This window comes from Sphingobacterium sp. LRF_L2, from assembly GCF_965644235.1.
Lineage (GTDB): Bacteria > Bacteroidota > Bacteroidia > Sphingobacteriales > Sphingobacteriaceae > Sphingobacterium.
This window is the reverse complement of the sequence record NZ_CBFFRI010000013.1, coordinates 43,396-67,775: the sequence shown is the minus strand read 5'-3', so window position 1 is coordinate 67,775 and position 24,380 is coordinate 43,396. Positions and strand designations below refer to the sequence as shown.

Genomic DNA, 24,380 nt, shown 5'->3' with positions numbered 1-24,380 from the left:
CTGATGATTTTAAAGGCGGAACACCTAATCAAAAAATACAAACAACGGACAGTTGTTAATGATGTCTCTTTTCATGTAGAACAAGGAGAAATTGTAGGGTTACTAGGTCCCAACGGCGCTGGAAAAACTACTTCATTTTATATGATTGTGGGGCTTATCAAACCCAATGAGGGGCAGGTTTTTCTCGACGAACAAGAGATTACCCAGGACGCCATGTTCCAACGTGCTCAAAAAGGAATAGGTTACTTAGCACAAGAGGCCTCTGTATTTCGGAAACTATCTGTCGAAAACAACATCCTAGCTGTACTTGAAATCCATTATCCCAACAAAGAAGAGCGATTGGCGAAATTAGAGGAATTGTTATCCGAATTCAGCTTACATCGTGTTCGTAAAAACAGAGGCGATTTACTTTCCGGCGGAGAGAGAAGACGTACGGAAATAGCGAGAGCGCTAGCAGCGAACCCACATTTTATTTTACTGGACGAGCCCTTCGCGGGCGTGGATCCTATAGCTGTGGAAGAAATTCAGACGATAGTATCCAAACTAAAAAGAAAGAATATCGGCGTGCTGATAACGGATCACAATGTGCAGGAAACGCTCTCCATAACTGATCGCGCATACCTACTCACGGAGGGAAAAATCATGCTTACAGGTACACCGGAAGAAATAGCCGACAATGAGCTTGCCCGCAAATTCTATTTAGGGCGCCACTTCGAGCTCCGAAGAAAAAAATTATAAACATTGTAAAAATTATTGACCCTCTATGGCATTACTGAACTCCCTCTTTACGTGGATCATGAAAAAGCGTATTCATCAAATTGAGCTTTTCATGAAATACCCGCATGACGTACAAGATGAGTGGTTCCAAAGCTTAATATCCACCGCTGAAGCAACCGAGTGGGGTAAGAAATATGATTACAACAGTATATTAACTCCCGAAGAGTACAAAAACAGGGTACCGATCCAAGAGTATGAAGACATTAAGATCTATGTAGACCGGATGATAAAGGGAGAACAAAATCTTATTTGGCCTTCCGATATCAAGTGGTTTGCAAAATCTTCTGGCACAACATCAGACAGGTCAAAATTTATTCCTGTGAGTATGGAAGCCTTGGAAGATTGCCACTATCAAGGGGGCAAAGATATGCTCTCTATCTATTGTCACAACAAACCAGAAAATAAAGTCTTTACTGGCAAATCCGTCGTTATAGGAGGATCTTCCCAAATAAACAACTTCAGTCCCGATTCTTATTACGGCGATTTATCGTCTATCCTTATCCGGAATTTACCCTTTTGGGCAGAATTCAAACGGACTCCAAATCTAGAGGTCACGTTAAATCCAAACTTTGAAGAAAAGATTGAGCAGATTGCTCAAATCACCATAAAGGAAAATGTAACCAGCTTGGCCGGTGTCCCAACATGGAATATTGTTATGGCAAAACGTGTGCTAGAAATCACCGGAAAAAGTAATCTCCTTGAAGTATGGCCAAACTTGGAGTTTTATGGGCATGGAGGGGTTAGTTTTAAACCCTATCGCGAGCAATTCAAACAGTTGATTCCATCGGAGAACATGTATTATCTTGAAAACTACAACGCCTCCGAAGGATATTTTGGGTTACAAGATCAGTCAAATTCTGAAGATCTTCTGCTTATGTTAGATTATGGAATTTATTACGAATTTCTTCCTATGGAAAACATTCATGATGAACATCCGAAGACATTAAATTTAAGTGAAGTGGAGCTTGAGAAAAACTATGCACTGATCATTTCCACAAACGCTGGATTATGGCGCTATAAAATCGGCGATACCATCAAGTTCACATCGCTCTCCCCTTATCGTTTTCAGATTTCGGGTAGAACAAAGCACTATATTAATACCTTTGGAGAAGAAGTTATTGTAGATAATGCAGAGCAGGCCTTACACCAAGCCTGCCAAGAAACGGAAGCCATCATCAAAGATTATACCGCTGGGCCGGTTTATTTCGACAAGAACAAGGCTGGCGCACACGAATGGATTATCGAATTCGAAAAGCAACCAAACGACTTTCAACGTTTCTGCGAAACCCTCGATAAGCATTTACGGGAGATAAATTCAGATTACGATGCCAAGCGTTTCAAAAACATGGCTTTATCTTTTCCAATTGTGCACAACGCAAAAGAAGGCACATTTTACCAGTGGATGAAATCACGTGGTAAACTCGGCGGACAAAACAAAGTTCCTCGTTTATCGAACGACCGCACCTATTTAGACAGTCTCTTAAAAATGATAAAAAATTAGGTATAGCTATTCCTTTGCCATTTTTATCCTATTTTACATAAGTTCGGTAACAATCTATTGATTCTTTTTTCTAAATTGCACTCTATTAATTTTTAAAGTGATGAGCGAGACGAATACCTATTCCATTCGCGTAGAGCCGACACAACAATCAAGACTCTCGCAGGTAGATTTCAACAATTTGAAGTTTGGTCAAATCATGTCTGACCATATGTTAGTGGCTAACTATGAAAACGGAACATGGACAGACGTCAGTATTGTTCCTTATGGAGACCTAAGCATCAGCCCCTCCATGTCTGCAATCCATTATGGGCAGTCTATTTTTGAAGGGATAAAAGGCTATAAATTTGCAGACGGAACCGTTAGTATATTCCGCCCAGATCAAAACTGGGAACGTTTTAACAAATCTGCGAAACGTTTACAAATGCCGGAAGTACCAGAAGAAATTTTTATTGGCGGTTTAAAAGAGCTACTGCACACCGATAAAGATTGGGTACCTAGTGTAGAAGGAACTTCTCTCTATATCCGACCTTTCATGTTCGCGACAGAAGCAGCTTTAGGTGTACACCCTTCGGCTTCTTACAAGTTTATTATTATTACCTGTCCCGTAGGTGCATATTACAGTAAACCTATCAGTTTAAAAGTAGAAACTCATTATACAAGAGCAGCAGAAGGTGGTGTTGGTTTCTCAAAAAATGCTGGAAACTATGCACTATCCTTATACCCTACACAACTTGCTAATGAAGAAGGATATGATCAAATCATGTGGACAGATGCTGCCGAACATAAATACATTGAAGAAGCTGGAACAGCAAATTTAATCTTCCGCATTGGTGATACTATTATAACACCTCATGGTGATACCATTTTACATGGAGTCACTCGCCGAACAATCATTGAACTTGCTGAAAAATGGGGATACAAAGCCGAACAACGCAAAGTATCTGTACAAGAATTGATCGATGGAATTAAAAATGGCTCAGTTTCAGAAGCATTTGCAGCCGGAACAGCGGCAACTATAACCCATATCTCTAAAATAGGTTATAATGGTGAAGATTTCGAACTACCCCCGGTTGAAGGACGTGAGTTCTCTAACAAGGTTTTAGACTATTTGAATCAACTACGATACGGCAAAATAGAAGACCCTTTTGGTTGGAACTTTATCGTTTAAATAACATAAAAAAGGACAACACATGTTGTCCTTTTTTATGTTTGAATAGTTTTACGCCGATCTGAAGAAAGGCTTTCCATGTTTTCCAGATTACGATTTTTTAAACACCTTCCTCAATATAGGAAACAATAGCGTCAAATTCAGTTGGCTTAAACCATGTTGTATTGCCATATTTTTTAAACCAGGTTATTTGTCTTTTTGCGTAGCGTCGCGAATTCTGTTGAATGCTAGCAATCGCCAAACCCAAAGGCACCTTTCCTTCTAAATAATCAAATATCTCCACATAGCCCACGGTTAATAAGGCAGGTTTGTGTCTGTAAGATATGAGCGCTTTCACCTCCTCGACAAGACCTTTTTCTATCATGCGTTCTACCCGTTCATTGATCCTATTGTAAAGTTGTTCGCGTTCCATATCGAGTCCAATAGTTACAATTTCAAACGGACGAGCATCCACATCCCGTTGTCTGAAAGAAGAAAAAGGCGTGCCCGTTGCTTCAAAAATTTCTAATGCACGAATCACTCTTTGAGGATTTTGTATATCTGCATTTTCATAATAATCAGGATCAACCTCTTTCAATCGGCTTTGCAAAGGTTCAATCCCATACTCCTCAAACATATTGTTTAGCTTATCGCGTATTTCTGAAGGAACTTTAGGCAGATTATCTAAACCTTCACAAACAGCTCTCACAAATAGCCCAGACCCTCCCACCATAACAACATAGTCATATCGTTTAAAAAGATTAGCTAGAAGCGCTAAAGCATCCCGTTCAAAATCACCCGCTGAGTAGTCTTCTTCGATCGAATGAGAATCAATAAAATGGTGCTTAGCTTGATGCAGTTCTTCTGCATCTGGCTTAGCCGTTCCAATGGTCATTTCCTTATAAAACTGCCTAGAATCCGCAGAAATGATCTCCGTAGAAAAGTGTTTAGCAAGCGCTATTCCTAATGCCGTCTTTCCTACTGCCGTAGGGCCTACCACCACGATAAGTTTCTTTCTATTTGCTATCATAACATAAGAAAAATACCCCGAGCTAAGCTCGAGGTATTCTATTTTTAGAGGTTATACCCCAATTTAATATTCTTCCTCATATCCACTCGATTCTTTACTGCTTTCCTCCTCGCCGCTTTCTCCTTCTTCATCATCGAACATATCAAAATCTTCATCATCATCTACACCATATTCTGTATCATCTGTCGGTGTTTCGTCGTCATCGTCATCATCCTCCACTGCAGCAGACAGCGGAAAGTTCGACGCCGCAGCATTTTTTGGTGGGTCGCCTACAGTTTTAAATATCGACGGATAATCCTTTCCATCCTCTTCTTTTAAGATTTTAATGAGCTCTACATGAAAATCATAGGGACGATCGAAGTTATAAATGTAATAAAACTTCTGATGGGGATCATCGATAAACTTACTTAAGCGGATATTCTCCATGATTAGAACACCTGTATCCTTCTTGCGATCGGAAGGAAGTAATGCAATCTCAGTACCTTTCTTCCATTGATCGTTACTCACATAGAAAGAAGAAGAAACATCAGACCTGTAGCCTGTCGACGTGTGAATTGCTTCATGAAGTTGCAAAAAAGTACCTTTTGAAGGCATATCAATCTCACGATATACATCTTCATAATCCTCAAAAGTTACTCGAAATCTGTAAATAGCCATTCTTTATTTATTCGTTTAGTTGCTTATCGAAGGATAAAATTACAATATTTTTTAAACAATTAAAGTACTGTATTTTCCTTCCGCACAAGACCCATACTTTCACCCTTGGAAATTACAAAGCGGAGCGCCTCTTCACGGGAATTTGCAATCTCGCCTTCAAGGATTGCCTCACGCATCGCGTTTTTAAGAATACCTATCATACGACCAGGACCTAGATCAAATAGGTTCATAATATCTTCTCCTGTAACAGGAGGCTGCCAATTCCTTATCTGGTCTCGTTCCTCAACATCCTTCAACTTTTGCTTGACCAGCTCAAAATTATCGCGGTATTTCCTTTTTTTATACTCGTTCTTTGTCGTCACATCAGCATGACAAAGCAACATTAAAGCATCAATATCATCTCCAGCTTCAAAAAGCAAACGTCTCACCGCTGAATCGGTCACAATATCCTGTGCCAACACGATTGGCCGTAGATGCAATTGCACTAGTTTTTGTACAAATTTCATCTTCTCATGAAGGGGCAATTTAAGTTCGCCAAAAAGTTTGGGAACCATCTTTGCACCACGATCTTCATGTCCATGAAAAGTCCAACCTACTTTTTTGTCGAACCGCTTCGTAGCTGGCTTGGCAATATCATGCATTATAGCAGCCCATCTCAACCACAAATCGTCGGACATCTCGGCTACGTTATCTAAAACTTCCAATGTGTGATAGAAATTATCCTTATGACCACGACCATCAACAACATCTACTCCCTGTAAATTTTCCATAGCAGGAAAAATATGGTGCAACAATCCTGTATCAAATAGATAACGAAAGCCTACAGAAGGTTTAGCAGACAATACAATTTTATTCAATTCGTCAGCGATACGTTCCTTCGAAATAATCTTTATCCGTTCCACATTGTCCACAATAGCTTGAATGGCTTTCGCATCGATTTTAAAGCCCAACTGACTTGCAAAACGAATAGCTCTCATCATCCGAAGTGGGTCATCAGAAAACGTAATATTAGGATCTAATGGCGTGCGAATGACGCGCAAATCGATATCTTGAAGTCCATCAAATGGGTCTAGTAGCGCTCCAAATTGTTCACCATAAAGACCATAAGCCATAGCATTTATCGTAAAATCCCGCCGATTTTGATCATCTTCCAATGTTCCATCTTCCACAATAGGATTTCTAGAATTTGCTCTGTAGGATTCTTTTCGCGCTCCAACAAATTCTATATTGATATTATCATAAACAAGCATTGCAGTGCCGAAACTTTTATAAACGGCGACCTTTGTCTTTAAGATATCTCCTAGCTTATTAGCAAATGCTATACCACTCCCTATAACGACAATATCTACATCATTTTTAAAGGGACGTCCCATAATTCGGTCACGAACATAGCCCCCAATAACATAGCATTCCACTTCTTCCTTATTAGCTAAATCACTGATTATCTGAAAAATAGAATGTTGTAAATTTTCTCGCATAGCAATCTTCTCTAGGCTCAAGCCTATTAAGGTGCAAAAATAAGGATTATTTAATAAAAACTGTACGAAGCCAAAGCAAAGTCACGAGAATTCAATGGCCACATCGGGACTATCTTAACTTCTTGAGATCAGAAATTTCACCTGTAAAGTTCGAAATTTTAGTCCCGATCCTTTGACAGGCGACGGAAAGCTAACGGATTAGCGGCGAGTTCAGCTTGTTCTCGGCGTCTACGAACGATATGAACAGCATAAAAAATAGCTTCTAAAAAAGATTCATGTGAAGCTAAATTCTTACCGGCAATATCGTAACCTGTCCCGTGATCAGGAGATGTACGAACGAATGGTAGACCAGCTGTATAGTTCACACCTTTGCGAGACGCAATATGTTTAAAGGGAATAAGGCCTTGATCATGATACATCGCTAACACGCCATCAAACTTGGTGTACGTATCACTTGCAAAAAAGCCGTCGGCAGGATAAGGGCCAAAACAGAAAATACCAGCTTCTGTGGCTTCCAAAATAGCTGGCTTAACAACATCTTCATCTTCTGTGCCAATCAACCCATTATCCCCAGCATGTGGATTAAGACCTAGTACCGCAATTTTTGGCTTTTGAATCCAAAAATCTTTTTTCAAGCTATCATTCATCAGGATTAACTTCTCCAAAATAGCTTCTTTACTGATCGCGCTACTGATATCCTTCACGGGAATATGTCCACTAACAACACCGATGCGAAGCTCATCCGTTACCATAAACATCAAAACATCAGAAGCATTGCTTTTAGCCTGTAAATATTCCGTATGTCCAGGAAATTGAAAACCTTCTTGTTGAATATTATTTTTATTTATTGGCGCAGTGACTAACGCATCAATCTTCCCATTTTGCAGATCATCAACAGCTTTGTTTAACGACAAAAATGCATATTTCCCTCCCACTTCATTTTGTTCACCCAACGAAATCTTCACATCCTCCTGCCAGCAGTTGATCATATTGGCGCGTTTAGGGTTGGCTTGCTCAGGACTGTTAATAACATTAAAACTAAAATCCTGAACACCAATAGCCTTCCGATGAAATGAAGCAACTTTGGTATTTCCATACACAATAGGGGTAAAATATTCTAAAATGCGATTATCCATTAAAGACTTGATTATAACCTCTAATCCTATTCCATTGATATCCCCTACTGTAATACCTATTTTCAATTTTTCACTCATCTTCTGAAAGCTTTAAACCAAAATTACAAAATTTAGGTTAATAATAAAGTCTCCCGAACTCCCATTGTCACTATTATTACCAGTAAAGCTTTGATATCCTTAAACTATCACCCCTCAATCGAGGCTGTTGCGATGCAGTTGTTTCGTAAAAATCCCCATTTTCTACATGTACATTGAGCCAATGTACATGTACACTAAACAAAACGCAATGTAAAAAACAAAAAACTTCATGTAGTTGACAAAGAAGTTCATGAAGTTTTACGCAATGTACATATACACTGAGCCAGTGTATATGTACAAAATCAACAATTACATGAAGTTTACGCGAAACTCCATGTAAATGTTCAACAACTTCATGTAGTTTACAAAAAAGTGCATGGACATGTCGAACGACTACATGGAGTTCACAAACGACTACATGGAGTTTATCAATAAGTTCATGTAGTTTTCGAAAAACTCACCTGCGTTGCGCACAATGTACTTATACACCAAGACAATGTACATATACATTAAAGCAAAGTATGTATTGGGCGAGTCTTTGGATAAGTAGAAAAGGTTGTCGACAAAGCTGTCCGAAACAGCAACATCGTTAGGAAAAACGTCCACAAAGAACAACGTAAACAAGTCTAAAGACAACAGAACAATGTCACTATACAGCAGCGCCATGTCACCTGTCATTGACACAGTGTACAGCGACATTGAAACAATCTACCCCTACAACAGAAAACAAACATCAAACAACAGCAGCCTCTCGCTGTACAAGAAAGTCCTGTATTTGGAGTTACTGCTATCCGATAAACTTTCTATCAAGGGAAGATATTCTTAGTTTTTCCAATCCGCCGATTCGGCGATGCCATAGCCTACTCCACTATTTTAAAAATAGTATCTTTGTACAAAGCATAAATATGAGTACTGTACGCGCAAAAAAACACCTGGGACAACATTTTTTAAACGATAAAAATGCTGCAAAAAAAATTGTAGATGCCCTAGATCCTTCATTAGGCTTCACACAAGTCCTAGAAGTGGGACCAGGAATGGGCGTTTTATCCGATTTTCTTCTTCAACGCGAAACATACGAAACCTGGCTTATTGATGTTGACGACGAATCTATAGCCTATCTTGCGGACAAGTATCCACAACTAGAGCACCGATTGATCCATGGCGATTTTCTCAATTTGGATTTCCAAGCCCACTTTCACCCCCATATCGCTGTCATAGGTAACTTCCCCTATAATATTTCTTCACAAATACTTTTTAAGATACTAGAAGAAAGAGACCGCGTTATACAAATGACAGGAATGTTTCAAAAAGAAGTTGCAGAACGCTGTGTAGCAAAACCCGGTAGCAAAGAGTATGGAATTCTAAGCGTATTTCTGCAGGCATATTACGAAGTAGAATATTTATTTACAGTCAAAGCAGGGGCTTTTAATCCGCCTCCAAAAGTACTATCTGGCGTCATAAAAATGACACGCAATAAAATACAGACATTAGATTGCGACGAAAAGCTATTTTGGCGTGTCGTCAAAGCGGCATTCAACCAACGAAGAAAAACGCTACGCAATGCGCTTTCAGCCGTACTTCCTAAAGAAAAAATGAGTGACAATCCACTCTACGAACTACGCGCAGAACGACTGCATGTAAATGACTTTGAACAATTAACACGCGAGATCAGCGCTGTGTTATAAGAAGATTATATGGCGAAAAATTTTGCTATTATTGGAGGAGGGGTCGCCGGTTTAACCGCAGCCATAGGCCTACTGAATTTAGGCCATCATGTCACGATATTTGAACGTGTAGCGAAATTAAAAGGTATAGGCGCAGGCTTCGGTTTAGGTGCAAATGCTATGCATGCGCTAGCTATGCTTGGTTTGCGGGATGGTGTAGAGAAAATCGGGCATTTTTTACCCTCATACAATATCTTGGACCAAAAAGGCCACATATTGCTTGCCCCAGACACCAATAAATTAACAACAAATTTTAACCAAAAGAACTTCGCCATTCATCGTGCGGACCTACATCGTTTTCTGATCGACCAACTCCCGGCAGAAGTTATTCGAACGGGAAAAGAGGCGACCGGACTAAGACAGGATGAAAACAAAGTATATATAGAATTTGTAGATGGAGACAGCATGGAAGTGGACGCACTTATCGTTGCCGACGGAGTCAAATCGAAACTTCGACAACTATTGGTTCCCACTGCTACTCCCCGATATGCAGGCTATACTTGTTGGCGAGCGGTTATAGACAACAGCGAAGTAGCGCTGAAATTAGCTACTGAAACATGGGGCACCAAAGGCCGATTCGGCATGACACCTCTTGTAAACAACAAACTGTATTGGTATGCTTGTGTGAATGCTCCTCAAAACAGTCTTCTATACAAATCATATGGCATAGCGGATCTTGCGACACATTTTTCTTCTTATCACGAACCGATTACAAGAATTTTGAAAGCAACAAAAGATGAACAGTTGCTTTGGAATGATATAATCGACATCAAACCTTTAAACACACTCGCTTATAACCGCGTTCTCCTCATAGGAGACGCAGGTCATGCCACCACTCCAAATTTAGGACAGGGAGCCTGTCAAGCAATAGAAGATGTGGCTGTATTAATAGAGAAACTCTCGCAAGAAGAAAATATTGTTAAAGCATTTCGACAAATCAGCCAGCTACGACTTCCCCGTACACGCTACATCACCAAGACATCGTGGCAAGTTGGAAAGATTGCCCAGTGGCATTCTCCATTAGCCATAACTATTCGCAATTTTTGTATGCGACTCTTACCTGAACCGCTAAAACAGTTACCTTTAAAAAAACTAATAAATGAGGATTTTATGTCCTCCAAATGATTATGACAGAACAACGCATTCTCATTGTAGACGATATTCATGAAATATTGCTTACCCGACTTCGTGAAGCTGCTATTGCTTTTGATTACGAGCCAAACATGCAACGCTCAACTGCAGAAGATTGTATTAAGAATTATACAGGACTTGTTATCCGTTCAAAATTTCAGGTAGATGCCGCTTTTATTGATAGCGCTCCCCGGTTACAATTTATCGCTCGCGCAGGGGCAGGTCTTGATAATATTGACGAAAATTACGCTTTGTCGAAAGGTATAAAGCTTATTCCTGCAAATGAGGGAAACAGAGACGCTGTGGGGGAACATATGACAGGCATGCTATTAAGCCTTATGAACAATCTAAACCGAGGGCATTGCCAGATTACGGAAGGGCTTTGGCGGAGAGAAGAAAATAGAGGCTATGAACTCAAAGGTCGTACAGTTGCCTTGATTGGATACGGACACAACGGCCAAGCTATGGCAAAAAAACTATCAGGGTTCGATGTCAACATCATTGCCTATGACAAATATAAAACAGGATTTTCGGACAGCTACGTGAAAGAGGTATCTATGGAGGAAGTTGTTCGCCAGGCCGATGTGCTAAGTTTTCATATCCCGTTAACAAGAGAGACAAAAGGCATGATAGACGACGAGTATTTGTTCCATTTCCGAAAACCCATCTTCTTCCTCATGGGTGCTCGAGGCGAGATCAGCAATATACCATCTATATTAAAAGCATTAGATAACGGCAAAATTTTGGGCGCAGCATTCGATGTGCTACCTATCGAAAAATTCCCACTTCTTCAAGAACAAGAATGGTACAATGACCTCATCTCACGAGACAATGTACTATTAAGCCCCCATGTCGCGGGCTGGACCTTTGAAAGCTATTATAAGCTTTCTGATGTTCTAGCAGAGAAGATCATTGCGCTATGGAATGCAGTGTAACAGAAGTCAACACCGTCAAAAATTGGACAACCAAAGCAAAATCAAGAAGGTAGGCATAATGGTATCTATCCTTATTCCGGAACACAAAATTTCTTAACAGCAAAGCTATTAATACATTTGTCGTAAGAACACCTACTTTGAGATCCCAAGGAAAAGACGTCAACAATACCGAGATACTGTGTAGACACAAAAGTCCGTAACATAACTTTATAGCTTTTTGTGCACCTAACATACTCGGTATTGTCTTTAAATGGTAATAAGAATCTTGTTGTATATCCCGAATATCAAAGGGTAAAGTACAAATAATCAAAAAGATAAACTTCAAAACAAACAGACTCAAGAGGCGGTGTATATCCAGTAGATGCCCATCAAGATAGAGTTCAAATGCAGGTAAGCAAACCGAACTTAAAGTCCAGACTAGCGCAATATGAAAAATTTTAACAGCAGGTAGCTGCCGTAAACCAACCCGTTTTCCACGATAATGAAAGAGCGGAAAAGAATAAGCCACACTGACAAGACCTATAAAACCCAGAAACACGAGGCTATACCAATGTATCAGAAAAATAGCGTATGCAAGAACACCAATTCCCATAACAGTATTCAACCACAAAATCCATTCGTTTTTAAAGATCCATCGTGTACGTTTGTAGACCGATTTATCCGGATCTTTGGGTTTGGATAAAACCAAACTAAAATTATACAACACTAAAGTAGCGGCTCCCTCTATTGCGATAATAGGATAATCAAAGGAAGCATCAAAGAAAACATAGGTTAGCGCACATTGGGCCATAGCAGCACTTGCTATTAGCAAATTGGTATAAATAAAAAAATAATAACAACGTCTTAGTGCATTCATACGTAAAAGTATATACTTGAACCTTTTCTTTTCTTCCTATAAATATCCGTTTATTTTCATCTATTTGTTTTTTTATTTTTCAGTGTTTACGCACTCCTCAATAACTAATACATCCCAAAGCGCTTACCATTATTTCACCCCTCCCGATTGCCTCTGCTAAAAAAATACACCTATTTTGTTAAAGATACCTATTCTCTGCTTAAAGAGCTTCCAACCCGTTTTATCCGTTCAAAAAATTGACATTGATGGCAAAAAAAACTAAATTAGCTAGTGAATATTCAATAAAGACAGTATAAAATAAATAACTGTCCGTATTGAATAAGTAAGAGATAAATTTTGTACCGAAAATATGAACCTGCAGATTAAAAACTTTGAGGAGTATCAACAGGCCTATGGCCAAAGTGTAGAAGATCCAGAAGGATTTTGGGGAGGAATTGCTGAACATTTCTTTTGGAAAAGAAAATGGACAAATGTTTTAAACTGGAATTTTGAAGAACCTAAAATAAAATGGTTTGAAGGCGGTAAGCTAAATATAACAGAAAACTGCCTAGACCGACATATTTACAGCCTAGGCGACAAGCCTGCAATTATATGGGAGCCAAATGATCCAAATGAATCCCACCGTATCTTAAGCTACAAGCAGCTATTAGAGAAAGTCGAAACCTTTGCAAACGTTTTAAAAAACAATAATATATCGAAAGGAGACCGTGTCTGTATCTATTTACCCATGGTTCCTGAGTTGGTAATAGCTGTTCTAGCTTGTGCTCGAATAGGAGCAATTCACTCGGTTGTTTTCGGAGGTTTCTCAGCCCAATCCATTGCTGACAGAATCAACGATGCTTCCTGCAAACTCGTTGTCACTTCAGATGGAGGCTATCGCGCAAATAAAGTCCTAGAGCTTAAATCTATCGTCGACGATGCGTTAATGCAATGTCGCTCTGTAGAGCGCGTTATCGTCCTTACACGGACAAGAACCCCGATTTCTATGATTAAAGGACGGGATGTATGGTGGGAAGATGAAATTAAAAAAGTGGAAACACAAGGAAATCCCCCTTGTCCAGCTGAAGAGATGGATGCCGAAGATCCGTTGTTCATTCTTTACACCTCTGGGTCGACAGGAAAACCAAAAGGTGTAGTCCACAGTACCGGAGGCTACATGGTGTATGCAGGATATACTTTTTCGAATGTTTTTCAATATCAACCTGGTGAAGTTTATTTCTGTACAGCTGATATCGGGTGGATTACAGGTCACAGTTATATTGTTTACGGACCGCTATCACAGGGCGCAGTCTCTCTAATGTTTGAGGGTACACCTACATTTCCAGATGCAGGACGTCTTTGGGATATTGTTGACAAATATAAAGTGAATATTCTGTACACAGCACCAACAGCAATTCGTTCGTTAATGGCTTTTGGAGATGAATTTGTTGACAGTAAAGATCTAAGTAGCATAAAGAAATTAGGATCTGTCGGAGAACCTATCAATGAGGAAGCATGGCACTGGTTCCACGATAAAATCGGAAAAGGAAAAGCACCTATCGCGGACACATGGTGGCAAACTGAGAATGGCGGTATTCTTATCGCCCCATTGGCTGGTGTATCCCCCACTGTCCCTAGTTACGCGATGTTACCTCTCCCTGGTGTCCAACCCTGCTTGATGGATGAAAACGGTCAAGAAATAGAAGGCAACGATGTGACGGGTAATCTATGTATAAAATTCCCTTGGCCAGGCATGTTGCGCACAACATGGGGAGATCACGAACGCTGCCGTCAAACGTACTTCTCTACATATGCTGATAAGTATTTTACTGGAGACGGATGCTATAGAAGTCCTGAAGGATATTATAAAATTACGGGTCGTGTAGACGATGTTCTCAATGTTTCAGGGCATAGAATCGGGACTGCCGAAGTAGAAAATGCGATCAATATGCATTCCGATGTTGTAGAGTCTGCTATCGTAGGATATCCGCATCCCGTAAAAGGACAAGGCATATATGCCTATGTCATTGCCAATCATCATATTGATGAAGAAAGCACGCGTAAGGACATTCTACAAACGATCACACGTATCATCGGCGCTATCGCTAAACCAGACATTATTCAATTCGTAAGCGATTTACCTAAAACCCGTTCGGGAAAAATTATGCGTAGAATTTTACGAAAAATAGCTGAAGGTGAGGTAGAACAACTTGGTGATACAAGTACTTTACAAGACCCAACAGTTGTACAGGCTATCATAAAGGGGGCCGAAGAAATACGGAAATAAAAAAACGCGCTTAGGCGCGTTTTTTTATTTCCGTATGATTTTGTGTTGGTATATCAGAAAAAAAATGGAATAACATGAGGAAAACCGCTCATTTTTTTGTATTTTTATGACATTTCCAACATTTTTAATATAAAGACTGCATGCTATTTACTGTTTTCACAGGACTAATAACATCAAGCCTTCTCGTTCCTTTCGGCAAGCTTATTAAAACAAAATGGAGTATCATACTGCCATTTATACCTGTCATACTTTTTGTATTCTATCTTTTTAAAATACCGGCAATCGCAGCAGGTACGGTTTATATACAACATCTTGATTGGGTACCGACACTCGGTGTCAATTTTGATTTTCGACTAGATGGGCTTTCTCTTTTATTTGCTTTACTCATTACTGGAATTGGAACGGCTATTTTCTTTTACGGAAGAAGTTATTTGAAAGGACACCGCTACTTCGATCGTTTTTTCGCCTACCTGTTCTTATTTATGAGTGCCATGCTCGGCGTCGTACTGTCAAACAATGTGCTCACTTTATTCATTTTTTGGGAACTTACAAGTATTAGTTCTTTCTTCTTGATAGGTTTTAACAATGAAAACGAAGATTCTCGAAAAAGTGCTATAACCGCACTTAGCATAACGGGATTAGGAGGCTTCTTTCTTCTAGCAGGTCTAATCTTAGCCGGTAATATAGCAGGAACTTTTATTATAAGCGAACTTTTTTCCAAACACGATCTTATCACCTCCCATCAGCTTTATCCACTAATCATTGGATTAATTTTTATTGGTGCATTTTCAAAATCGGCTCAATTTCCCTTTCATTTTTGGTTGCCCGGAGCGATGAAAGCACCTACTCCCGTATCAGCCTACCTTCACTCGGCTACGATGGTCAAAGCAGGGATATACCTCTTAGCACGTTTTACACCTGTATTTGGAAACACCGAATTATGGAATAATACCCTTTTACTTGTCGGTGGTTTTACCATGTTATATGCATCCATCCACGCTCTTTTCAGAACAGATTTAAAAGGTATTTTAGCTTATTCTACCATTTCGGCCCTTGGAATCTTAACTTTTCTACTAGGGCTTGGTACACGAGAAGCAATCATTGCTGCCAGTGTATTCACCCTTGTTCATGCACTTTACAAGGCTACCCTGTTTATGGTCACAGGAATTATAGACCACGAAGCGCATACAAGAGATATTACCAAACTAATGGGATTGAGAAAAGTACTGTTCCCGGTATTTATAGCGGCAGTTATAGCAGCTCTCTCCAGCGCAGGTGTCCCTCTTACTTTTGGATTTATCGGCAAAGATCTAATTTACGAGGCGACTTTACACCTCGACAAAAATTGGGCAATAGGCCTTACTACGCTTGCGGTCATTACCAACATAGGTCTCGTTGCTGCAGGTTTTATGGCAGGCTTGAAGCCTTTCTCTGGAAAACTCCCACCCGAGTTTAAAGACATTCACTTACCTTACAAAGCGCTTTGGATACCTCCATTATTACTTGCTATACTCAGTCTCCTTTTCGGCATTTTCCCAACGATAACTGGACATTATTTTAGCCACCAAGCTGCAAATGCAATTGCGCAACTCGACACGAAGCTGCATCTTGGAATTTGGCATGGTTTCAACACCGTATTGTTGTTGAGTCTCTTGACACTTCTAAGTGGTTTTGTGCTTTATCTTATCAATAAACCATCTGCGAGCAAGCTGAAATTCATTGAACAATTTAACCATCTATCCCCTAAACATATTTTTTCAAAAATAGTCGATGGAATTTTACAGCTTTCCAGTTGGTACACGAGAACTTTCCACAATGGTTATCTTCGTTCCTACAATATAAAAATTATTCTTTTCGCAGAAATACTTCTAGCCTACAAACTATGGATCAGCGGACCTATCCATATCGATTTCGATACATTAACACCTTTATCTTGGTATGAATTTGGTATCGTCGCGATCTTACTAGGAGCTTTATATCTGATTGTTACTACAAAATCCCGTCTAACATCCGTCGTATCCACAAGCGTCATCGGCTACTGCATCTGTCTTATGTTTGTATTTTACAGTGCTCCCGATCTTGCTATGACGCAATTTTCTATTGACACGCTAACAACTGTTTTGTTTGTTTTGGTTCTGTATAAACTTCCTGGTTTTATTAATTTAACCAGCCGTGCCGTGCTCATTCGTGATGCTATTGTCTCGGTTGGTTTTGGAGTTATTCTTTCATTGATAGCTCTCCGCGTAATGTATGAGCCAAACAGTACAGAGATAAGCAACTTCTATGGTGAAAATGCCTATTTACTTGCCAAGGGCAAAAATGTAGTAAACGTTATACTTGTGGACTTTAGGGGGATTGATACGATGTTTGAAACCGTAGTATTATCTATTGCAGCGCTCGGTGTATATAGCTTGATCAGGCTTCGTTTAAAATCTTCAGAGAAAGAATAAGCGTGCATTTTCTGTTATAATTTATATTGAAAATTAAAAATAAAAACCGCATGAAAAGTGCCATATTACAAACAGCAACACGATATCTTCTTCCTATTTTGCTTCTGTTTTCCTTCTTTCTCCTCTTGCGGGGACATTATTATCCAGGAGGAGGTTTCGTAGGGGGGCTCGTAGCATCGATTGCTTTTGTGTTACATAGTTTTGCAAATGGAACGGCCAGCACGATGAAGATCTTAGGCTATAAGCCACTCTCCTTAATTCCTATCGGACTAGGTATTTCAACGTTAAGTGTCGTCGTACCCTTGCTATCAGGCCTTCCTCCCATGACCGGATTATGGTTTGACGAGCCTATCCCTGTCATCGGCATGATTGGATCAGCGCTGTTTTTTGATCTCGGTGTCTACTTGGTCGTCATAGGTGTCGTTTTAACAATTTTGTTTACAATAGCTTTAGACGAATAATATGGAATTACTACTTATACTCATCTTAGGATTATTGTATGCTGCAGGTGTATACCTCATCTTACGCCGAAGTATGGTAAAATTATTATTGGGGATAATGTTACTTGGCAACGGTACAAACATCCTGATATTTGTACTTGGAAAGATTACAAAAGGAAGCCCTCCCGTTATTGATGAGGCCCACAAAGTATTCCAGGATATATACGCAGACCCGATTCCTCAAGCACTCATCCTAACAGCAATTGTAATCAGCTTTGCCCTGACATCATTTGCCATTGTATTATTAAAACGTGTATATGCTCTGGTTGATTCCGATGATTTGGACGACTTAAATACGCCAGAAGAAGAAGATTTATGATAGACAACCATATTTTAGCACCGATTTTTATTCATTTGTTTACCGCCATCATTCAATTGATGTTTTGGAGAAAAACGGTAACACAAAGGTTTCTCAGCGCAGGAGGAAGTTTAGTGGGACTGTTGGTTGCCATCAGGCTCTTTCAGCGGGTACATGAAAATGGCATTCTCACGTTAAATGCCGCAAATTGGGACGCTCCATTTGGTATAGTATTCGTAGCAGATATGCTTAGTGTTACACTTGTGCTACTCACCTCCATTGCTGCTTTGGCAGTCTCTATTTTTTCCTCCGTAAGTTTAAGCCGCCCACGTATGCTCTATGGTTATTTCCCCATCTTTCATTTCCTTATCATGGGGTTAAATGGAGCGTTCTTAACTGGCGATATATTTAATTTATATGTTTATTTTGAAGTTATTATAATCTCTTCCTTTGTTCTTATGACCCTGGGAGGACGGAAGGCCCAACTAGAAGGTGCTGTCAAATATATGGCCATGAACATTCTGGCATCCATGTTTTTTCTAACAGGTATCGGGATTCTATATGGTATAACGGGCTCTCTTAACCTCGCAGACCTCGCCTTAAAAATTCAATCTGTACAGAACAAAACACTAGTGGGCATAACCTCCTGTTTCTTTATCTTAGGCTTCGGCATCAAATCTGCCGTTTTCCCATTGTATTACTGGCTCCCGTCGTCTTATCACACACCGCCGTCGGCTGTTGCTGCAACATTTGGTGGTTTACTAACGAAGGTCGGAATCTATGCTATGCTCCGTGTGTTCAGCCTGATCTTTATTCCAGATGAATTCACGCGGTCCCTGCTTTTAGTCATTGCTACCCTAACAATTATAACAGGGGCATTTGGTGCATTGATAAAAACCAATGTACGACGTCTTTTTTCTTATCTCATTGTTTGCCACATCGGATTTATGGTTGGAGGAATCGCCATGTTTAGCAAAATTGCTTTAATGGGGGTTGTATTCTATCTCATACACGATATTATGGTAAAAACAAACATGTTCTTAATTGCGGGGCTTATTAGACAATTAAGAGGTACGCTAGATATGGAAAAACTAGGTGGACTATACCGGGACTATCCAAAGATATCCTTGGGTATTGCTTTTGTACTTTTCTCGCTAGTAGGGATCCCCCCTCTTTCGGGATTTTGGCCAAAATTGTTTCTTTTTCAGGAAGCCTTCAACCAAAAGCATTACGTCTTCATCGCTGCACTTATCTTAGGAAGTTTTGTAACACTATATGTTATCGCCAATATGTGGGCACAGGTTTTTTGGAAAAATTCACCGGCAGACTATGCAATAGAAGATCGCTTTATGCCTATGCCACCTTATAGAAAACTGTTAATGTTTTTGCCTATTGCGCTATTGGCTGGTGCAACATTATTTATCGGCTTGAATGCAGAAGTCATCGTCAAAGTTACCGATACAATATCATCGCAATTAATGAACAACAAGCCTTACATCGACGCAGTCTTGGGCAACAAAATGAACTAGAACATGATTAAGTATTTTTTGATGAATTTACTCCTTTCGGGCATCTGGGTGGCTTTAACAGGATCCATGTATTATACCAATTTCCTATTTGGATTTATGCTCGGCTTTTTCGTTTTGTGGATAATGAACAGAAATGAAATTGATCAACGGTATTTCTATCGTGTACCAAAGATTATTTCCTTTATTTTATATTTCATTTTCGAAGTCGTGAAAGCGAATGTGCAAGTTGCCTTCGATGTCGTCACGCCAAAATATTTTTTTAAACCGGGCATCGTGAAGTATCCGCTTCAAGCATCTACAGATTTTGAGATTAATCTATTAACGACAATGCTTTCGCTAACACCGGGCACCTTAATACTTGATATCAGTGAAGACAAAAAAACCATGTATATTCATGTAATGTACCTGTCCGATCCAGAAAAATTTGTAAAACAAACTAAAATGGGGCTAGAAAGAAGGCTCCTTGCAATTCTACGCTAATGACTTTAGAAACGTACTTCGACTTTGTTATACTCCCAATCTTAGCCATATCGGTTATGCTTGTGTTTATACGTCTTTTTAAAGGCCCCACGGTAGTGGATCGAGTTATTTCACTCGATCTTATAATCACAATTGGGATTGGTATTATCACAGTATACAGCATTCGTTCCAATCAGCAAATCTTCTTAGATGTTGCGATCATTCTCGCCCTCATCGCATTTCTGGGAACAATTGCCTTTGCTTACTACATAGAAAAACAAAAAGATGATTAATATTATTTTAGGTGCACTAAGCACCATAGGTGCATTATCCATTCTATTTGCCTCCATAGGCATTCTACGTATGCCCGATTTTTACTTACGTTTATCCGTAACGGTAAAAGCCTCTACTTTGGGCGTTGGACTACTATTGATTTGCGCTGCCATCATGTTTCCGGACGTATCTGTAACGACCAAGGCTATTGCTATTATTTTCTTCTTATTGATCACGGCACCCATTGCGGCACACATGATTGGAAGAGCATCCTATTTCACAGGCACCCCACTGTGGAAGGGTACGATAGTCGACGAGCTTGCCGGCATGTATAATAAGGAGACACATGAGCTGGAAGGCGAGGATAAGAACAAAGGGTCTAAGCCCTCTTTTCATTCCGATTCACTACCTTCCAACGATCAGGAGTACGAGGGAAACAGCTAATTTCTTAGAATGTCACACACACTGGAGTTGGCACGACAATCTCCTTGCCGGCATCTTTTAATTCACCTGTCATAACGTCTCTCTCGAACACTGTAATATTATCCGTTGATTGGTTAGCAACAAGCAGGTAGCGACCTCCAGGGGCAATATTAAAATTACGAGGTCCTTCGCCCTTCGTTGGATAAACATGTAGCCGATCCAATTTGCCGGAAGCATTTACACGAAATAAACTAATGCTATTTGCATCACCTCGATTACTCGCGTATATGAACTTTTGATCAGGCGAAAACTTAATTTCAGCAGCACCATTCTTTCCCGCAAACGTATCGTCATTTATAGAAATTGTTTCCTGTAATTTCCAGTCTTTACCATTCTTTTTATAATGGGCTATCTCGGCTGTCATTTCCAACAAGACGTATAAATTTTTTTCCTTAGGATCTAAAACAATATGCCTTGGCCCTCCTCCTGCAGGAGTTACAATAGCCTGTTCTTCAACAAGCTTATGCCCATTTTTGTTTTTCTCTATCCCATAAATGGTAATCTTATCCGTTCCCAAATTTTGTACATAAATGCGTTTTCCGTCAGGACTAAAAAACGCGGAATGTACATGCGATGCTTCTTGACGCTCTTTGTCTGGACCTGTCCCATTCTGCTGAATATGCTGAACCTTATTCGAGAGACCTCCCTTACTATCAAGCTCATATACCGACAAAGATCCCCCACCGTAGTTGGAAACCACCGCAATAGGAAAACGTTTGCCAATAGAAACATGACAAGGATAGCTACCCTCCGTAGTAAGCGAATTTAGAAAGGAAAGTGCATCGCCATCAAAAGTAAAAGAAGATAACGAAGCTGTACTATCACCTGTTTCATTGACAGCATATAGCGTGTTTCCATCGTTAGATCTCGCGAGAAAAGAAGGATCAATGGTTGCTGTGCTTGCATCCAATGTAGCCTCCCCATTTTTTGGATTGAATCTGTAGAAATAAATCCCCTGACTACCATTGCTTGTATAAGTACCAATAAATAAAGGGACCTCTTGTGCGCTCGTAAAAACGGTCCAAAATGTACACAGAAAAATAGATAATGTTCTCATCGTATGCTAAACTAGAATGTAACCACCGAAATTAAAAAATATTATCGCAATAGTTATAACAAAGTGGCTGTTAAATATGGTTAAAGAAAAATTTAATTTCAACATTTTTAATAATTTAGCGCGCAAAGATATACGATATTTAAGAGAGAAAGAATTACGGTAAAATTATCAGCGATATAGCCCTAAAAATCCCATTATTTCTGATAATTTTGCAACAGGTAAAGGTAGACATTCTATGATGAAGAAATACATTAATTTATTCGGTGCGATAGCCCTGGTGATATGTTCAATCCAACAGACTATTGCCCAAAACAAACTGATAGACCGCGTCGTAGCGACGGTAGGATCCAGTATCATTCTACAGTCCGATATTGAAATGCAGTATGCGCAATACCTAGCGCAAGGTGAAAAGCCTAATGAGGATATGAAATGTTATGTATTGCAACAACTCGTTACACAGAAATTGTTGTCCCAGCAAGCCATGATAGATTCTATTGAGGTTTCTGAATCAGAAGTAGATGATAACCTCAACCGAAGAATGCAAGTTATGGTGCGACAAGCTGGAGGAAAGGAACGTCTAGAAGAGTTTCTAAATCGTTCACTTCTTCAATACAAAGAAGAAATGCGTCCAAATATTTCTGAGCAGCTAAAAGCGCAAAAGATGCAAGGAAATATTGTCTCCGCCATCAATGTTACTCCCCAGGAAGTAAAACGTTATTTCGAAGGTTTAAATCAAGATAGTCTACCGAAATTCAACACCGAAGTAGAAATAGGAGAAATTGTGATCAACCCTGTGTTGACTAAAGAAGAAAAAGAACAATTTAAGCAAAAGGCAGAAGGTTATCGCCAACAAGTCGTTAATGGTTCTGATTTTGGTACAGTAGCACGTTTATATTCTGAAGACGGATCAGCCCCTTATGGCGGTGAGTTAGGATTTGCAACACGTGACAGCTACGTAAAAGAATTTTCCGCTATGGCTTTTAAACTTAAAGAAGGAGATGTATCTCCTGTCTTTGAAACACAATATGGTTTTCACTTTTTACAAGTACTCCAACGTCGAGGAGAAGAGGTAAATGTAAGGCACGTTCTTATCAAAACAAAACCAACAAGCTCAAGCTTAGAGCGAGCTAAAGCAAAGATCGATAGTATTTACGACAAAGTTATTCAGCGGAAAATGAGTTTTCATAATGCAGCTTCAGTATACTCGGACAACAACGAAACCAAATACACTGGAGGAATGATTATGAATGAAGAAGACCGTACCGGATTAATCCCTGTGGACCAACTAGACAGAGAAACATTCGTAGCAATAGACCCTCTACAGGTTGGAGAATACTCAAAATCTTTCCTTTCAAAAGACCGCACAGGAAATCAAATTTATAAGTTCATGTATTTGAAATCCCGTATCGCACCTCACGAAGCAAACTTACAGCAGGATTTCGCGAAGATTCAAGAAGCTGCAAAACAAGATAAAGTAAATAGAAAGCTTTCTGAATGGTTTGAACAACGAAAAGAAAATACATTTATAGATATCAATCCTGAGTTCTTAAAATGTGATGAACTAAAGCTCTGGATAACTAAAGAAACACTAGCGAATAACTAAACTAGTATAAAGAAAAGAGGCTGCAAATTTTGCAGCCTCTTTTCTTTATATATAATACGGTTTATTTACTACTCATACTTTCACAATTCTACAATCGATAATCTCTGGGATAAATTAAACAGCCTATTTTCCGTATTCTGCTATCTTTCGAACATCATCTCGATCAATACACGCCACTGATAGTCGTCCTTTAGTTGCCAAATCCGAATATAATTGAATTTAACCACCTTTTCTTTTGACCGGACAGTCGCCGTTCCAGAAGTATACGCATATTCTCCACTGTACGCTCGACCAACACCTTCGGGGTCAGTCGTAATTTCAATACGTTTCTTTTTTAAGAATGCAAGTACATTCTTTTTTCCTTCAATTTCTGATTCCCATGGGTAATAGTATCGTACGTCATCTGCCAGAAACTCACTAAAAGCAGCTTCATTATTTGCCTTTAAAATCGTGGAGAACAATTCATCACTCTGCGTCACGACTTCCTCTCGTTGTTGAAGCCGAACTTTCGACCGATGCTTAAGAAACCAAGAATCATCGGGCTCATAATAAACCAAGTCAGACTTTGGTCCCTTACCAAAATTTTCTACCTCGGCACGAAGGTGAACCTTCCAATTCCCCTTCTTATCTCTCCTCCACACAATCAAATATTGGCCCGCACGTTTTACGGCACCCACTTTTTGAAATTCCATTGGACCAGAGGTTACTCCCCAGTCCAAGCTTTTAGAAACCAGGGCAAAATTTGGTTGCCAAGAAAGAACGTCTGGGATATTAGGTCGATTATTAAGATAGTTTATCGCATTTACAGGCGAAGGCACGTACAACGTCGATTCCTTATCCACAATAGACATAAGCGCTTGATGCGGGCTGGTTGCCTTTGAAATATTCGCAGCAGTTCGATCAGCCGTTATTAAACTTCCTACTTTAGCAGGCAGCTGTGCGTAGGCACCATCCGCTGCTGATAATAGAAACCCCACCAATAAAAAATGGATTTTTTTGAACTTCATTTAAA

23 protein-coding genes are annotated in these 24,380 nt (G+C 39.7%); 15 read left to right on the top strand and 8 right to left on the bottom strand.

The genetic code is table 11. The features are described from left to right. Window positions 1-3: 3 nt before the first annotated feature. The 3 genes from lptB to ACSZOX_RS21520 all read left to right on the top strand — a co-directional run bounded on the left by lptB (window position 4) and on the right by ACSZOX_RS21520 (window position 3,446). On the top strand, window positions 4-738 hold the full coding sequence (lptB, locus tag ACSZOX_RS21530; protein WP_437922279.1) for an LPS export ABC transporter ATP-binding protein: 735 nt from the start codon (window positions 4-6) through the stop codon (window positions 736-738). Between the two features lie 25 nt (window positions 739-763). Next, window positions 764-2,278 (top strand): GH3 auxin-responsive promoter family protein, encoded by a 1,515-nt coding sequence (locus ACSZOX_RS21525; protein WP_437922278.1) that lies wholly within the window; start codon window positions 764-766, stop codon window positions 2,276-2,278. 100 nt (window positions 2,279-2,378) lie between these two features. Beyond that, window positions 2,379-3,446 carry a branched-chain amino acid aminotransferase gene (locus ACSZOX_RS21520; protein WP_437922277.1) on the top strand — a complete coding sequence of 356 codons (1,068 nt, stop codon included), beginning with the start codon at window positions 2,379-2,381 and terminating at the stop codon, window positions 3,444-3,446. 100 nt (window positions 3,447-3,546) lie between these two features. Here ACSZOX_RS21520 and miaA read toward each other — a convergent pair whose 3' ends face one another. From miaA to ACSZOX_RS21495, 5 genes are all read right to left on the bottom strand, one after another. Continuing rightward, window positions 3,547-4,455, bottom strand: coding sequence for a tRNA (adenosine(37)-N6)-dimethylallyltransferase MiaA (miaA, locus tag ACSZOX_RS21515; protein ID WP_437922276.1), 909 nt, complete (start codon window positions 4,453-4,455; stop codon window positions 3,547-3,549). 63 nt (window positions 4,456-4,518) lie between these two features. Next, on the bottom strand, window positions 4,519-5,112 hold the full coding sequence (locus tag ACSZOX_RS21510; RefSeq protein ID WP_437922275.1) for an IS1096 element passenger TnpR family protein: 594 nt from the start codon (window positions 5,110-5,112) through the stop codon (window positions 4,519-4,521). A gap of 59 nt (window positions 5,113-5,171) precedes the next feature. Beyond that, entirely contained in the window at window positions 5,172-6,590 is a 1,419-nt protein-coding gene (locus tag ACSZOX_RS21505) for a CCA tRNA nucleotidyltransferase (RefSeq protein ID WP_437922274.1), read from the bottom strand. Window positions 6,591-6,748: 158 nt separating this feature from the next. Next, entirely contained in the window at window positions 6,749-7,804 is a 1,056-nt protein-coding gene (gene pdxA, locus ACSZOX_RS21500) for a 4-hydroxythreonine-4-phosphate dehydrogenase PdxA (RefSeq protein ID WP_437922273.1), read from the bottom strand. Between the two features lie 414 nt (window positions 7,805-8,218). Further along, window positions 8,219-8,503: a hypothetical protein gene (locus ACSZOX_RS21495; protein ID WP_437922272.1), complete on the bottom strand. Its 285-nt coding sequence runs from the start codon at window positions 8,501-8,503 to the stop codon at window positions 8,219-8,221. Between the two features lie 206 nt (window positions 8,504-8,709). Here ACSZOX_RS21495 and rsmA point away from each other — a divergent pair, with 206 nt between their 5' ends. Genes rsmA through ACSZOX_RS21480 form a run of 3 tightly spaced genes read left to right on the top strand, consistent with a single transcriptional unit; the run spans window position 8,710 to window position 11,594 of the window. Then, window positions 8,710-9,489 (top strand): 16S rRNA (adenine(1518)-N(6)/adenine(1519)-N(6))-dimethyltransferase RsmA, encoded by a 780-nt coding sequence (rsmA, locus tag ACSZOX_RS21490; protein WP_437922271.1) that lies wholly within the window; start codon window positions 8,710-8,712, stop codon window positions 9,487-9,489. A 9-nt stretch (window positions 9,490-9,498) separates the two neighbouring features. Beyond that, entirely contained in the window at window positions 9,499-10,653 is a 1,155-nt protein-coding gene (locus ACSZOX_RS21485; protein WP_437922270.1) for an FAD-dependent monooxygenase, read from the top strand. After that, on the top strand, window positions 10,650-11,594 hold the full coding sequence (locus tag ACSZOX_RS21480) for an NAD(P)-dependent oxidoreductase (RefSeq protein WP_437922269.1): 945 nt from the start codon (window positions 10,650-10,652) through the stop codon (window positions 11,592-11,594). Before ACSZOX_RS21485 ends, ACSZOX_RS21480 begins: the two co-directional genes overlap by 4 nt. Here ACSZOX_RS21480 and ACSZOX_RS21475 read toward each other — a convergent pair. Further along, window positions 11,569-12,450, bottom strand: coding sequence for a hypothetical protein (locus tag ACSZOX_RS21475; RefSeq protein ID WP_437922268.1), 882 nt, complete (start codon window positions 12,448-12,450; stop codon window positions 11,569-11,571). The two genes, ACSZOX_RS21480 and ACSZOX_RS21475, sit on opposite strands and share 26 nt — an antisense overlap. A gap of 349 nt (window positions 12,451-12,799) precedes the next feature. Here ACSZOX_RS21475 and acs point away from each other — a divergent pair, with 349 nt between their 5' ends. The 8 genes from acs to mnhG all read left to right on the top strand — a co-directional run bounded on the left by acs (window position 12,800) and on the right by mnhG (window position 20,669). Further along, window positions 12,800-14,716, top strand: a complete 1,917-nt coding sequence (acs, locus tag ACSZOX_RS21470) for an acetate--CoA ligase (protein WP_437922267.1) — start codon at window positions 12,800-12,802, stop codon at window positions 14,714-14,716. 140 nt (window positions 14,717-14,856) lie between these two features. Next, window positions 14,857-17,166 (top strand): putative monovalent cation/H+ antiporter subunit A, encoded by a 2,310-nt coding sequence (locus ACSZOX_RS21465; protein WP_437922266.1) that lies wholly within the window; start codon window positions 14,857-14,859, stop codon window positions 17,164-17,166. Window positions 17,167-17,216: 50 nt separating this feature from the next. Beyond that, window positions 17,217-17,627: a Na+/H+ antiporter subunit B gene (locus ACSZOX_RS21460; RefSeq protein WP_437922265.1), complete on the top strand. Its 411-nt coding sequence runs from the start codon at window positions 17,217-17,219 to the stop codon at window positions 17,625-17,627. A gap of 1 nt (window position 17,628) precedes the next feature. Beyond that, window positions 17,629-17,985, top strand: coding sequence for a Na+/H+ antiporter subunit C (locus tag ACSZOX_RS21455; protein ID WP_437922264.1), 357 nt, complete (start codon window positions 17,629-17,631; stop codon window positions 17,983-17,985). Further along, window positions 17,982-19,493, top strand: coding sequence for a proton-conducting transporter transmembrane domain-containing protein (locus tag ACSZOX_RS21450; RefSeq protein WP_437922263.1), 1,512 nt, complete (start codon window positions 17,982-17,984; stop codon window positions 19,491-19,493). The genes ACSZOX_RS21455 and ACSZOX_RS21450 overlap by 4 nt, the downstream gene beginning before the upstream one ends. A gap of 3 nt (window positions 19,494-19,496) precedes the next feature. Continuing rightward, window positions 19,497-19,973, top strand: coding sequence for a Na+/H+ antiporter subunit E (locus ACSZOX_RS21445; protein WP_437922262.1), 477 nt, complete (start codon window positions 19,497-19,499; stop codon window positions 19,971-19,973). Then, window positions 19,973-20,245 carry a monovalent cation/H+ antiporter complex subunit F gene (locus ACSZOX_RS21440; RefSeq protein WP_437922261.1) on the top strand — a complete coding sequence of 91 codons (273 nt, stop codon included), beginning with the start codon at window positions 19,973-19,975 and terminating at the stop codon, window positions 20,243-20,245. Before ACSZOX_RS21445 ends, ACSZOX_RS21440 begins: the two co-directional genes overlap by 1 nt. Then, a complete protein-coding gene (gene mnhG, locus ACSZOX_RS21435; protein ID WP_437922260.1) occupies window positions 20,238-20,669 on the top strand; it encodes a monovalent cation/H(+) antiporter subunit G in 432 nt (143 codons plus the stop codon). The genes ACSZOX_RS21440 and mnhG overlap by 8 nt, the downstream gene beginning before the upstream one ends. Window positions 20,670-20,673: 4 nt before the next feature. Here mnhG and ACSZOX_RS21430 read toward each other — a convergent pair whose 3' ends face one another. Next, window positions 20,674-21,765 (bottom strand): lactonase family protein, encoded by a 1,092-nt coding sequence (locus tag ACSZOX_RS21430; RefSeq protein WP_437922259.1) that lies wholly within the window; start codon window positions 21,763-21,765, stop codon window positions 20,674-20,676. A 235-nt stretch (window positions 21,766-22,000) separates the two neighbouring features. On the opposite strand from ACSZOX_RS21430, the gene ACSZOX_RS21425 reads away from it, so the two are divergent. Then, a complete protein-coding gene (locus ACSZOX_RS21425; protein WP_437922258.1) occupies window positions 22,001-23,368 on the top strand; it encodes a foldase protein PrsA in 1,368 nt (455 codons plus the stop codon). A 140-nt stretch (window positions 23,369-23,508) separates the two neighbouring features. Here ACSZOX_RS21425 and ACSZOX_RS21420 read toward each other — a convergent pair whose 3' ends face one another. Beyond that, entirely contained in the window at window positions 23,509-24,375 is an 867-nt protein-coding gene (locus tag ACSZOX_RS21420) for a DUF4440 domain-containing protein (RefSeq protein WP_437922257.1), read from the bottom strand. Window positions 24,376-24,380 lie beyond the last annotated feature (5 nt).